We start from the raw sequence: 12,491 nt of genomic DNA on the forward strand, positions 1-12,491 counted from the left end.
GCGGCGTGTACGGGCAGTGTCCGCAAGCCGTCGACCACAGGATTCCGGAGGCGAGATGGACCTGCACCGTAGCCCGGTCGCCCGCGCATGGCGGAATTGGCGCCGGCCCGCCGACCGCACCGTCCCCCGCGGCCCGCTGGACGCCGAGGACACCAGCCGGCGGTTTCTGATGTACGGCGTCATGCCACTCTGGTTCGTCCCTTCGGTGGCGGACTGGATCATGCACCGGCGTACCCGGATCGAGGAGACCAGCGGAGTCCGGGAATCGGCGGTGCATGCGCTGATGATGGCGGAGGCCGGGGTGCCGGTCGCCATGGGACTGCTGGCCAAGGTCAATCCGCTGGTGCTGACCGTCATGGGCGGTGCGGCCCTGGCGCACGGCGCGACCGCGCTGTGGGACGTGAACCTGGCGACGACCGAGCGGGAAGTCCGTCCCATGGAGCAGCACATCCACAGCTTCCTGGAGGTCCTGCCGCTCACGGCGCTGGCATTCCTCGCCTGTCTGCACGCCGACCAGGTCCGCGGCACACTTCGGGGCGACCGCGGCGCCGACGACTGGAAGCTGCTGCCCAAGGAAAACCCGTTGCCCGCCCGCTATTTGGCCGGCATCGGACTCGGTCTCAGTGTGTGCGTGGCGCTGCCGTACGCCGAGGAGATGACCCGGTGCGTCAAGGCGGCCCGGCGCCGCGGGACGCTGTGAGCGGCCAGCTCACGGAGCGCGCCGGACGGGCCGGGCCGCAGGCGTTGCCGGCGCTCCGTATCGTCGCGCCCGAGATCGAGGGCCCCGAGGACGTGGTGGCCGACGCGGACGGCAACCTGTTCGCGGGCGCCGCGGACGGCACGATCTGGCGGCTGCGCCTGCCGGCGCCGGACGCGGCGGGCCGCGCAACGGCGGTGGCACACACCGGTGGCAGACCGCTCGGCCTGCAGCCCCTCCCGGGCGGCGGGCTGCTGGTCTGTGACGCCCGGCGCGGTCTGCTGCGTATCGACCCGCGGCACGGGACCGTCCGTGTGCTCGCCGACGAGGTGGACGGCGCGCCCCTGCGGTTCTGCAGCAATGTCACCGCCGCGGTGGACGGCACGGTCTACTTCACCGTCTCCAGCCGTCGCTACGGCCTCGACGAGTGGCTGGGCGACTTCCTGGAGCACACCGGAACCGGGCAGCTGCTGCGCCTGCGGCCCGACAGGGCCCCCGAAGTCCTTCTGGAGGGGCTGCAGTTCGCCAATGGCGTGGCCCTGGCTCCGGACGAGTCCTTCCTGGTCGTGGCCGAGACCGGGGCCCGCCGCCTCAGCCGCTACCGGCTCACCGGCCCCCGCGCCGGGACCGCCGACACCCTGGCCGCCGATCTGCCCGGCTACCCCGACAACATCTCCCGCGGTCCCGAGGGGGAGTTCTGGGTCGCCCTGGCACGGCCACCGGCCGCCGGTGTGGAGTTGCTGCACGGCATGCCGCGCGGGGTCCGGCGGGCGGCCTGGGAGGTCTCGAAGCGGCTGCGGCTCTCGCTGCCGCCGCATCCCACGGCGCGGGTGCTGGTGGTCCGTCCCGACGGCGGAACGGTCCGCGATCTGCGTGCCGTGCGGTCTCCGTACCGGATGGTCACCAGTGTCTGCCGGACGGAGCGTCTGCTGGCCATGGGCAGCGTCGCGGAACGCGGTATCGCCGTCTGCGCCCTCCCCGGCGCGGACGGCACGGCGTCCGCGCACTGACCCGCTGCGCGCTCGGCGCCCGCCGCCGCGGACCGGCCGGGCCGCTACCGCACCCGCTCCGGCTCTTCCTCCTCGTCGGGCAGCCGCACATCGCTGACCGCGATGTTGACTTCCACGACTTCGAGGCCGGTCATCCGCTCCACCGCGGAAATCACGTTCTCCCGCACCGCCTTCCCCACCTCGGGGATGACCTCGCCGTACTCGACGACGACGTCCAGGTCCACCGCCGCCTGTTTCTCACCGACTTCGACCTTGACGCCGTGCGTGGTGGACGTACCTCCCCCGGGTACGCGTTTGCGCAGGGCTCCCACCGACCGCGAGAGTCCGCTGCCCAGGGCATGAACTCCTTCCACATCACCGGCCGCCAAAAAGGCGATCTTCGCGACCACACCGTCGGCGATGGTCGTCCGCCCCAGCTCCCCGGTGTTCCGCGACCCGCGCTCTGCGAACTCGGTCATTGCTCATCACCCCAGTACTCCATCGAGGGGAAGTCTTCGGCCCTCTCTTCACGCTATGGCCGTACGGGTGACGCTGCCTCCCGAAACGGGCCGCGGCGGCTGCGGGCGCCCGGCCCGCCACCCTCCCTCCTTTGCCGATACGGCAAGGAACGTTGTCAATACCGACGGTCCGGCGGAACATCCCGGCAAGGGCGGTACGGCACGGAAACGGCGGTACCGCACCTGACCCTTGCGCACGGACCGAGGAGGACACCCATGACCCATGACGTCACCGTCCCGGACCAGGAATTCTGGGACGCCCGCTACGCGGAGAGCGACCGGATCTGGAGCGGCCGCCCCAATGCCGCCCTGGTCCGGGAGGCCGGCGACCTCACCCCGGGCAGGGCACTGGACCTGGGCTGCGGGGAAGGAGCGGACGCGCTCTGGCTCGCCGAGCGGGGGTGGGAGGTCACCGCCGTCGACATCTCCCGTGTCGCCCTCGACCGGGCGGCCGGGCACGCGGCGGCGACAGCCGTCGCCGACCGCATCACCTGGCAGCACTGCGATCTCGGTACCGCGTTCCCCGCCGGTACCTTCGATCTCGTCACGGCCCAATTCCTGCATTCCCACAGCGATATGCCCCGCGAGGACATCCTGCGGAAGGCCGCCGGCGCCGTCGCGCCCGGCGGGGTGCTGCTCATCGTCGGCCATGCGGGAATCCCCGCCTGGGAACCCGACTCCGAGGTACCGCTCCCCACTCCGGACGAAGTCGTCGGGGCACTCGGCCTCCCCGACGGACAGTGGGACCTGCTGCGCTGCGAGGAACACCCGAGCTTCCGGACCGGCCACGACGGAAAGCCGGACCCCCGCACCGACAACACCGTGAAGCTCCGCCGCCGGACCGCCTGACGCCCGCCGCGCCCCCCGGCCCCCATGGCCGGAGCACCCCCCCAACCCCACCCGGAACCTCCAAGTCCCGTACAAGGAAGGGGGGTTGCCCCATATCAGGGGCCGGGCACCGCGATATGGTCCTGGCCCGGCCCCGTCCCGGGCCCGCGGGGACCGGGGGCCGGGGGGAGCTTGCGGTCGCCAAGGACATCTGTCAAAAGGGTGCCGCTCCCGGTGGCGGATCCGTATCGTCTGCTCGCGCCGGAGCCTTCTCGCCCCGGGATCTCCTCGTGAGATCTCCCCGGGGGCCCGTGCCTTCGATGGCAGTGCCAGCAGCTAGGGAGCAGTGGTGACACCCCTGATCGTACCCGTCATGATCACATTCGGGATATTCCTGCTCGCCATGGTGGCCGTGGGCATCTGGACGTATCAGGACACCGTGACGTTCTCCGATTTCGCACTGGGCGGGCGCCGGCTGCGGGCACCACTGGCGGCGCTGTCCGCGGGCGCCAGTGACATGTCCGGCTGGCTGTTCCTGGGGCTGCCCGGCGCCGTGTACGCGGCCGGCATCGGCGCCTCATGGATCGCCGTCGGCCTGGCCATCGGCACCTATCTCAACTGGCTTCTGGTCGCACCGCGGCTGCGTACCTACACCGAGCTGGCCGGCGACGCCAAGACGCTCTCGGCGTATCTGGAGGAGCGGTTCGAGGACGGCAGCAGAATGCTGCGCCTGGTCTCGGCGACCGTCACCGTCGTGTTCTTCACCGTCTATGTGGCGAGCGGACTCCTGGCCGGGGGCGTGCTGTTCGAGGGGATCTTCGGAGGCGGCTTCGAGTTCGCGCTCACCGTCTTCGCCGTGGTGATCGTCGTCTACACCGTCCTGGGCGGCTTCCGCGCGGTGAGTGTCACGCACTCGATACAGGCCACGGTGATGTTCTGCGCGGCCGTGGCCCTCCCGGCGATCGGCATCGCGATGCTGGGCGGGTTCGGCGCGCTGCACGGTGCGCTCACACGCGAGAGCCCGGCCCTGTTGGACATGAGGGCGGAGGCCGGCTTCGACGGCAGCCGGTGGACGTCCGGCGGGCCGCTCGGCGCGGTGGCGGTGATCTCCCTGCTCGCCTGGGGACTTGGCTACTTCGGCCAGCCCCACATCCTGGCCCGCTTCATGAGCATCCGAAGCACCCGCGAGATTCCCCGGGCCCGCCGGATCGGCGTGAGCTGGGTGGTCGTCTGCCTGGCGGGCGCTTCGCTCGTGGGACTGGTGGGGATCGCCGCGCTCGACCAGACGCTGGAGAACCCGGAGACCGTCTTCATCGCGCTCTGCGCCCAGTTGGTCAATCCCTGGGTCGCCGGCATCCTGCTGGTCGGCGTGCTGGCCGCGATCAAGTCCACCGCGGACAGCCAGCTGCTGGTGTCGGCGATGGCCCTCACCGAGGACTTCTACCGGGCGTTCGTCAAGCGGCAGGCCTCGGACGCGACCATGGTGCTGGCGGCGCGCGCAACGGTGGTCGTGGTCGCCCTGGTGGCCTACGTCATCGCACTCAGCGGCGGCGCCGTGCTGGACATCGTCGCGTACGCCTGGGCGGGCTTCGGTGCGGCCTTCGGCCCGGTGATCCTGCTGTCGCTCTACTGGCCGCGCATGACCCGGGCCGGGGCGATGGCCGGCATCGTGACGGGGGCGGCCACCGTCGTCCTCTGGAAGCACATCGACCCGCTCCTCGGGCCGCTGCAGTCCGGCATCTACGAGATGGTGCCGGGGGTCCTCGCGGCCACCGCGGCGGCGCTGCTCTTCGGCAAGTTCGTCGGCCTCCCGCCGCGCCGCACCTGGGCGGGCCCCATGGAGCGCAAGCCCGCCACGACGGTGCCGGTCGGCTGAGGTCAGCGTTTCCTCGCGAACGCGCGAACTACCCGACCGAAGTACCGCGTTCGGGGCCGCCCGGTCAGCTACGGACGGTGAGCGGCACGGAAGTGGCTGCGGACGGCCCGGCAACAGCGCCTGATCCGCGCAACTCGCGCTCCACATGCGGTCGTTACGCCCCCTTGCGGGGACCGATCACCGAAAGGTCCCACTTCACCGCGTGCCGAAGCATTCACCCCGCGTAAGTAAACCGTCCGAATAGCGGGCGTTCACTCCGTAGCGCAACACGTCCCCTCACACTCGTCAGGCTCACCGAACGTCACACCCAATGAACAGGCACGACCATGAGTCGGACAATCACCCGGTCACCCCAGGACTCCCCGGACGCCGGGCAGAACTCCGAGTCCGTGTTGTCGCACGGCCTCAAGCAGCGCCATCTGTCGATGATCGCCCTCGGCGGGGTCATCGGCGCGGGGCTCTTCGTAGGCTCCGGGGTCGGTATCGCCGCGGCCGGACCGGCCATCGTCCTCCTCTTCATGGGTACCGGCGCACTGGTCATGCTGATCATGCGGATGCTCGGCGAGATGTCCGCGGCCCGGCCGTCCACCGGCTCGTTCTCGGTGCACGCCGAGGAGGAGATCGGCTCCTGGGCAGGGACCACCTCGGGCTGGATGTACTGGCTGATGCTCTGCGCCGGTGTGGCCGCCGAGGCGACCGCGGCGGGCACGATCATGCACTCGTGGGTGTCGTTCATCCCCGCCTACGGCTGGGTGGCGATCTTCATGGTGTTCTTCTGCGCCAGCAATCTGACCGCGGTCAAGAACTTCGGCGAGTTCGAGTTCTGGTTCTCCGCGGTCAAGGTCGCCGCGATCGTCGCGTTCCTGGTGCTGGGCCTGCTCGGCATTCTCGGAGTGTTCGGCAGCGCGCCCGGAACGAGTCATCTGACCGGCCACGGCGGCTTCTTCCCGACCGGCGTCGCCGGACTCGCCGCGGGGCTGCTGACCACCATCTCCGGGTTCGCCGGCCTGGAGACCGTCACCATCGCGGCCGCGGAGTCCGACAATCCGAGCCGGAACGTGGCCCGCGCCGTCCGCACCGCTGTCTGGCGCATCGCCGTCTTCTACATCGGCTCCATGGCCGTGGTCGTCACACTGGTGCCGTGGAACGACCCCAAGGTCGCCACGGACGGCCCGTACGTCACCGTGCTCGACCAGCTCGGAATCCCGGCAGCCGGCACGATCATGCAGATCGTGGTGCTGGTGGCCCTGCTCTCCGCGATGAACGCCAACATCTACGGCTCCTCGCGCATGGCGTACTCCCTCGTCAGCCGGGGCCAGGGGCCGCGCTTCCTGGGCAAGGTCACCAGGGGCGTGCCGGCCGCGGCGGTGCTGGCGTCCTGTGTGTTCGGCTTCGCGGCCGTGATCGCCGGAATCGTCTGGCCGACCACCGTGTTCGCCTGGCTGCTGAACATCGCCGGCTGCTCGGTGCTGGTCGTCTGGTCCATCGTCTGCCTCACCCAGCTGAAGATGCGCCGCCGGCTGGAGCGCGAGTCCCCCGAGCTGCTCTCGGTGCGGATGTGGGGCTTCCCCTATCTGACCTGGCTCACCCTCGCCGGCATCCTCGGTGTCTTCGCCGTCATGGCCGCCAACGCGGACGGCCGTCATCAGCTCATCGGCACGGCCGTCGTGGTGGCGGTACTGGCCGGCGCCGGCCACCTCAAGCAGCGCCGCGACCGGCAGGCCGCCGAAAGCGCCTGAGCGCGGTACACCGCACCGGGACGCTCAGTCGCCGTTCCCTCGCCAGATGTTGTCGAAGGCCGCCTTCTCGAGGGAGCGGCGCTGCCGTTCGGCCTCCAGCTCCCTGACGGCGTCGTGGACGGCGACGAGCACGGTGGACACCGCGTCGTCGGTCACGCCCGGCTCGTCTCCGGTGCGTGTGCCGTTGATCCCGGCGGCTGACGCGAGGGTGGTGAGGACGGCCTCCTGCGAGGTCCAGCGGTCCTCGGCCTGACGGCGGGCGGGGGAATCTGCCAGCACCGTCCGACCGGTCCGGAAGGGCCGCCAGCGGCGGTGTTCCCGAGTGACCTGCCCGTCGTCCTCAAGGGCGGCCAGATAGGCCGCCGCCAGGCCCTCGCCCCTGCGCCACAGCCAGTCGTCGACCGACTCGTACGGCGTCTGCTGGACGAGCGACGAAGCGGCTTGGTCCAACAGGCGGTCCGGAATCGTCGGCCGGTAACCCGGCACGATCTGATCGCCGTCCAGCCGCACGGCCCGGGCGCCGAGAAGATCGATCAGTTCGGCTCCCGCAAGCGCGAGTGACAGGTCACCCCGCTCAAGAGGGCGGCCGGACTCCACGTCCATGGCAACGATCAGCAGGTCCCGCGGTGTGGTCATGGAGGGCTCCTCTCCGTCCCATGGTCGCGCTTCGGACGGCTGATCGCCCGCCGGCCGGCCCAGCTGTCCGCTGCTCCTGGAACAGGCGGCCTCGACCGTGGCCGTCGGATGACGCCCGGTGAAGGGTCTGACGGGACTGACGGCATGTGAGCGACTACAGGTGCCAGGCCTGTCCGGACCTGTCCGAAATTCCGTAATGAGTGAGCAAAGCGACTGCTAATCTCGTCAGTTCATCTACTTCGAGGACTGTGCATGACCGTGCCCACTCCCCCCGACGGCAAGCAGCCCGGTGACCGGACGCCGGACGACCACAACCCGTGGAGCCCGCCGCCGCCCGGACCGCCCCCGGCCCGCTGGGAGCCGTATCCGATGGCCCCCATACCGGCGTCGCAGGCGCGCAACGGCATGGGTATCACCGCCCTGGTACTCGGCATCGTCGGCATCGTCCTCGGCCTGCTCATCATCTTGTTCTGGATGTCCTGGCTGCCGGCCCTGCTGGCCGTGATTTTCGGCTTCGTCGGGCTGAGCCACGCGCGCACGGGCCGGGCGACGAACAAGGGGATGGCACTGACCGGCGTGATCCTGGGCGGGGTCGGCCTGCTGGCCGCTGCCGGTGGCGGCATCTTCACCGTCACCGTGGTCAAAAAGGTCACCGACAGCGCACGCAGCAAGGTCAAAGAGGTGAAGGCCTCCGCGTCGGCGTCGGAAAAGGCCCGGCACCTGTCCTTCGGCGAGTCCTACACCTTCGAGGACGGACTCAAGGTCACGGTCACCAAGCCGGAGCCGTTCACCCCGGACGACTACGTCCTCGGTCACGCCAAGGGCAACAAGGCGGTCCAGGTGACGGTCAAGGTGGTCAACACCGGCACCGAGCGCGTCAAGGTGGACACCGGACTGCCCGAAGTCAGCGACGCGAACGGAGCCTCGACGGAGCTGGTGATCGACGGAAGCGGGCGGCAGAAGGTCATCACCGGCTACGTCCTCCCCGGCAAGGAAGCCGTCGGGAAGTACGCCTTCTCGCTGCCGCCCGATGCCGCCGACCGGATCGAGGTCGAGTTCAGCCCCGACGCCATGCGGTGGGACGACGCCTACTGGAGCGGCCCCACCCGCTGATGGGGCATCTCCCCACTCACTCACTGATGGGGCAACTCGAAGCCACCGCGGCCCGGTGAGTGCGGATCTGCGACCAACTCCCCCACGCTCGCCCGGCCCTGCGAGGTCGTCGGAGACTGAAGTACCTGCCGGACACCGACGGCCCGCGACGAGGACGCCGCGGCGGAGCTCAGCGGCCGGACAGTTTCTCCTGCAGCCAGTCGAAGACGACTTCGCAGTGCTGCTGCGGGGCCATCGGGGAGCAGTGCAGCTGCGCCCCGGTGGCCGCGGTGAGTTTCACGTAGTCCTTGGGCGCTGTCAGCTTGTCGAACAGCTGGCGTGGCTGCCCCAGATAGAACTGCTCGAAGTCGTAGTCGAGCACCAGCGTCGGCATCTTGATGCGGCCCACGACGTCCGTGATGTCCAGCGACTTGATGAGGGTGGCCGGGGTGTAGAAGTCGGTGAACATCTTGCCCTGACGGGCCGCGAGCATCGCCGGCACCGAGAAGGGTTCGAAGCGTTTCTTCATCGTCGCGGCGGCGGACGGCGGCAGCTCGGGGACGACCTCTTTGTTCCAGATGTTGTTGGTCTTCTCCTTGTCCGGGGTGAGGATCTCCCGGATCTCCGGAGGGAAGCCCAGCCAGGGCGAGAGCACACCGGGCATCGCCACCAGAGCGGCGATCCGGTGCTCGAAAGCCGCTGCCCTAGGGGCCAGGTCCCCGGCCATGCTCAGCCCGGTCAGCCCGATCTTTCTGCTGTCCACGTCCGGGCGGGCGGTCAGCCAGTCGACGATCGGGGTGACGACGGTCTCCCAGCGCGGCGTGAAGACCACTTGGTCGACGAAGAGCAGCTGGCCCTGGCCGGGCCCGTCGTACACCAGGGCGTTCCAGCCGCGCTGCAGGGCGGCCGCGACGCCATAGGTCCACATGTCGACGTCCTGCCCGTCGCTGCCGTTCGTGAGGATCACGGTGGGGCGCCGCTCGCCGGAGCTGTCCGGCCGGAAGAACCACACGGGCAGGGGGGTCTTCCCGTACGGGATGCGCGCCGTCACCGGGACCGGGTCGCACCGCTCGCAGAACGCGTCCCAGGAGCCGCGTCCCGCCTTGTACAGCTCCTCCTCGGTGCCGGGGGTGTCGGAGCCGAGGACGAAGAACAGTGCCTGGGCGTAGTACTGCGCGGCCCGCAGTGCACGGAAGCGAGTGGTCTCCGTCCCGGGCTCACCGCTGCCGGGCGGCTTCCTCAGCTGATCGCCGAGATTCTTGAAGGTCTCGGTGTACGTCTGCGCGGAGAGGCCGGCCTTGTTGATCGTGTTCACGGCGGTGAGGACCTCGCCCACCTCACTGGCGCCGTACCCGGACCCGCCGAGCGCGAGGAGCCCGTTGAAGTTGAAGGCGGGGTCCTTGAAGAGCGTCATCACGCCGGGCGTGGGATCGCTCGCCGAGGCGTAGGCCCGGGCCGTGCGACGCGCAGTGGGCGCCGCCGCGGGCGACGCGCTGCACCCGGCGGCCAGGAGGGCCCCGGCCCCACCGACGAGCCCGGTCAACGTGGTGCGGCGCGTGGGGCCGGAGGCGCGATCGGCCGATACGTACGTCATACGGCCCGAACGTACGAGCCGCGCCCCCCGGCCCCCCTCTGCGACACCCGCCCTTCCCCCGAACGCCACGCCCCGCAGCCCGCGGGTTACCCGGCGGGGCAACCGGGCGCCGCCTCCCAGTGAGAGCAGAGCGGTCCGAGCAACTTGGTGGGAACAACTGGTGGCTTTCACTGTGAAGATGGGCCGGTCTGCGAGAAGGCAGCGTTGAGGAGGTTGACCGCCGCGCGCCCTTCGCCGCGATATTGGCGGGCAGCCCCGGTACATGCGCGCTACGCGGGCGGCAGTTGTCCTGCGGTGCGGCGACATACCGCCGGCCCATTGCGGAGGAAACCGACCAATGACGGGCCCCCTCGGAAGCACCACAGGGCGATGACAGGGTCGCAAAGGGCGCATCCGAGGGCGGAGTCGTGGGCGAAGGGCAGAATGGGGTTGCCCTTGAGGTGGTGGAGCAGGTCCCAGGCGGTGTGCAGCAGCCAGGCGATGCCGATAAAGGTCCAGGATTCCAGCCCGCGGTAGCCAACGTAGGTAATGACAGCCGTTCCGAGAAGCTCCCAGCCACCGAAACCGCCGCCGCTCAGATAAGCGGCGCCTGCTCCCACCACCATGATCGCATTGAAGCGGCGCCGGTGCGGCTCGCGAATCAGGCCCATGCACAGGGCGTACAGGGCGCCGACCAGAACGGGCAATAGGAATTCCATGCTTGGTGACCTTTACAGAGTACGGCTGGGTGGTGGTGGGGTGGTGTAGTGGTGTGGCAGGCAAGTCACTGCAGGGCAAGGACCCGCTTGTAGGGTCGAGTCCAGCCTGCGCCCCGAATCAACCTTGACGTTATGCGGCCGCAGCGCCACCGCCCAGGTTCATTGATGCCAGCTTTCAACGGCATAGCGCCAAGGGCTGTTAAGGGGACCTGACGGGGCATGGCATTTTGCGCGCCGGCATCGGACTGGAATTCCCGCCCGGCGAATCTGCGTCTTGATGGGGCGTCTTGGAGTCGCATTTGGAAATGCCGCGGACGGTGCTACTGCCTCTACGGAGATCGCGCCTTGTCGCCCACCTCGGCCGACAGGACGTCACACTCACCGCGAGCTCGCCCTGCCGGGCCCCCTGAGCAAGCCTGATACACCGTCAAGAACGTCACGAAAAGCGCCGCAAAAGCTCAGCTGGAGTACGGCCAGAGGCGGCCAGAGATGATCGAGCCCGTATCTCGACGTGAGCCCGGGACGGCCCGTTGACCTGGGAAGACACAGGTCACGAGACCGTCCCGGGCCTCATCGTCACCCGATTCGGGCGATCCCCCGCGTCGCCCGAATCGGGCTGCTTGACCGGATCCGTTCCGAGGACGGAGATCCGGAGTCATACTGAGTGTGTTGGCCCCCAGCCAGTCAACGCAGGAGTTACAGGATGTCCCCCCGCAGCGCATCGGTCAATGAAGAATTGCGGCGGCGCTCCCGCGAGCGGCTGCTGCAGGCGACGGTCGAGCTGGTGGCGGAGCACGGCTATGAGGCGACGACGCTCGCGGACATCGCCCGTCGGGCGGGGGTCGCGCGCGGGCTCGTCTCGTACTACTTCCCCGGTAAGCGGCAGTTGCTCCAGTCCGCCGTGCACCGGCTGATGCACCGCACGCTGCAGGCGGCGCTGGAGCGTGCGCCGCGGCCGAGCGGACCGGACGCGGGGCAGGAGCTGATGGCTCGGGCCATCGACGCGATCCTGGGGCTGGCGCATGATCACCCCTTGCTGATGCGGACGCACATGGCAGGAATTCTGACGGCCGCGGGGTTCATCCAGTGTCCCGAACAGCAACGGCTGGCCCAGTTGCTGCGGGAGACGGTCGTGGCGTACGGGTCGTCCGATCCGGATGCCGACTATCCGCTGCTACGGGCGCTGTTGATGGGATCGGTGGTGGCGATGCTGCTGCCGGGAGCGGCCATGCCGCAGGCGCGGCTGCGTGCCGAACTGCTCCAGCGCTACGGGCTCGCATGGGAGTCGGGGGTCCCGCCGGACGAGGGGGCACCCGGCGGGACGCGGACACCGGGACCGGTGCGGGGCGGTCAGCGGTAGCCGGGCTGAGGCTGGACGTTGAGTGACCGTGGCTCACTTCCCGGGCGGTGGAGGGGTGGTCGCTGCGATCCGGGCCCGAAATCGGCGCCATGGAGGGCTGGTTGTGCGGCCATGCCGGGCGGCACACGGTGCAGGCATCACCACCACGGGACATGCCCGGGAGGGCGACCGCCGCCCAGCTCGACCGGCTGCGGGCGGCGGACGACGGACGGCGGGCGGCGCGCGGTTCGACCTGCTCTTCCTGAATTTGGCGATCGCCCGCCATCAGGGCGCGGTCTCCATGACGGCGGATGTGCTCTCGCAGGGCAACAACGCGCCATGGAGGAAGTCGCGTAGGAAGTCGCGTAGGAAATAGCGAACGAGGTCATCGAGCAGCAGGGCGCCGAGATCGGGCGACGCATGCAGCGGATACAGGCGAAGGTGGTGGCCCACCAGGGCCTGTCTCCCCGGTCCCCGTGGGCCTG

12 protein-coding genes are annotated in these 12,491 nt (G+C 69.8%); 7 read left to right on the top strand and 5 right to left on the bottom strand.

What is annotated here, in order from left to right; all coding sequences use genetic code 11:
- Positions 1-55 precede the first annotated feature (55 nt).
- Together STRNI_RS05155 and STRNI_RS05160 are read left to right on the top strand one after the other, a co-directional pair.
- On the top strand, positions 56-700 hold the full coding sequence (locus STRNI_RS05155; RefSeq protein ID WP_277410640.1) for a diguanylate cyclase: 645 nt from the start codon (positions 56-58) through the stop codon (positions 698-700).
- Positions 697-1,707: an SMP-30/gluconolactonase/LRE family protein gene (locus STRNI_RS05160; RefSeq protein WP_277410641.1), complete on the top strand. Its 1,011-nt coding sequence runs from the start codon at positions 697-699 to the stop codon at positions 1,705-1,707. The genes STRNI_RS05155 and STRNI_RS05160 overlap by 4 nt, the downstream gene beginning before the upstream one ends.
- A gap of 44 nt (positions 1,708-1,751) precedes the next feature.
- Here the strand turns inward: STRNI_RS05160 and STRNI_RS05165 are convergent, their stop codons facing one another.
- Positions 1,752-2,165 (bottom strand): Asp23/Gls24 family envelope stress response protein, encoded by a 414-nt coding sequence (locus STRNI_RS05165; RefSeq protein ID WP_018088699.1) that lies wholly within the window; start codon positions 2,163-2,165, stop codon positions 1,752-1,754.
- Positions 2,166-2,420: 255 nt separating this feature from the next.
- Between STRNI_RS05165 and STRNI_RS05170 the strand changes: the two genes are divergently transcribed.
- From STRNI_RS05170 to STRNI_RS05180, 3 genes are all read left to right on the top strand, one after another.
- A complete protein-coding gene (locus tag STRNI_RS05170) occupies positions 2,421-3,053 on the top strand; it encodes a class I SAM-dependent methyltransferase (protein ID WP_018088698.1) in 633 nt (210 codons plus the stop codon).
- A 352-nt stretch (positions 3,054-3,405) separates the two neighbouring features.
- Positions 3,406-4,908 carry a sodium/proline symporter PutP gene (gene putP, locus STRNI_RS05175; protein ID WP_229837864.1) on the top strand — a complete coding sequence of 501 codons (1,503 nt, stop codon included), beginning with the start codon at positions 3,406-3,408 and terminating at the stop codon, positions 4,906-4,908.
- Positions 4,909-5,234: 326 nt separating this feature from the next.
- Positions 5,235-6,647 (top strand): amino acid permease, encoded by a 1,413-nt coding sequence (locus STRNI_RS05180; protein ID WP_093639362.1) that lies wholly within the window; start codon positions 5,235-5,237, stop codon positions 6,645-6,647.
- 24 nt (positions 6,648-6,671) lie between these two features.
- Here the strand turns inward: STRNI_RS05180 and STRNI_RS05185 are convergent, their stop codons facing one another.
- Positions 6,672-7,283, bottom strand: a complete 612-nt coding sequence (locus STRNI_RS05185; RefSeq protein ID WP_159484640.1) for a GOLPH3/VPS74 family protein — start codon at positions 7,281-7,283, stop codon at positions 6,672-6,674.
- 252 nt (positions 7,284-7,535) lie between these two features.
- Here STRNI_RS05185 and STRNI_RS05190 point away from each other — a divergent pair, with 252 nt between their 5' ends.
- Positions 7,536-8,396 carry a DUF4190 domain-containing protein gene (locus STRNI_RS05190; RefSeq protein WP_018088694.1) on the top strand — a complete coding sequence of 287 codons (861 nt, stop codon included), beginning with the start codon at positions 7,536-7,538 and terminating at the stop codon, positions 8,394-8,396.
- A gap of 169 nt (positions 8,397-8,565) precedes the next feature.
- Here the strand turns inward: STRNI_RS05190 and STRNI_RS05195 are convergent, their stop codons facing one another.
- On the bottom strand, positions 8,566-9,969 hold the full coding sequence (locus STRNI_RS05195; RefSeq protein WP_277410642.1) for an alpha/beta hydrolase family protein: 1,404 nt from the start codon (positions 9,967-9,969) through the stop codon (positions 8,566-8,568).
- Between the two features lie 269 nt (positions 9,970-10,238).
- The gene (locus STRNI_RS05200) at positions 10,239-10,667 is read right to left on the bottom strand and encodes a DUF6010 family protein (RefSeq protein ID WP_277410643.1); all 429 of its coding nucleotides are present in this window, start codon (positions 10,665-10,667) and stop codon (positions 10,239-10,241) included.
- 703 nt (positions 10,668-11,370) lie between these two features.
- On the opposite strand from STRNI_RS05200, the gene STRNI_RS05205 reads away from it, so the two are divergent.
- The gene (locus tag STRNI_RS05205) at positions 11,371-12,027 is read left to right on the top strand and encodes a TetR/AcrR family transcriptional regulator (RefSeq protein WP_018088691.1); all 657 of its coding nucleotides are present in this window, start codon (positions 11,371-11,373) and stop codon (positions 12,025-12,027) included.
- Between the two features lie 264 nt (positions 12,028-12,291).
- Here the strand turns inward: STRNI_RS05205 and STRNI_RS05215 are convergent, their stop codons facing one another.
- Positions 12,292-12,459, bottom strand: a complete 168-nt coding sequence (locus STRNI_RS05215) for a hypothetical protein (protein WP_266445198.1) — start codon at positions 12,457-12,459, stop codon at positions 12,292-12,294.
- Between the last annotated feature and the right edge of the window lie 32 nt (positions 12,460-12,491).

Source organism: Streptomyces nigrescens (assembly GCF_027626975.1).
GTDB classification, from domain to species: Bacteria; Actinomycetota; Actinomycetes; order Streptomycetales; family Streptomycetaceae; genus Streptomyces; species Streptomyces nigrescens.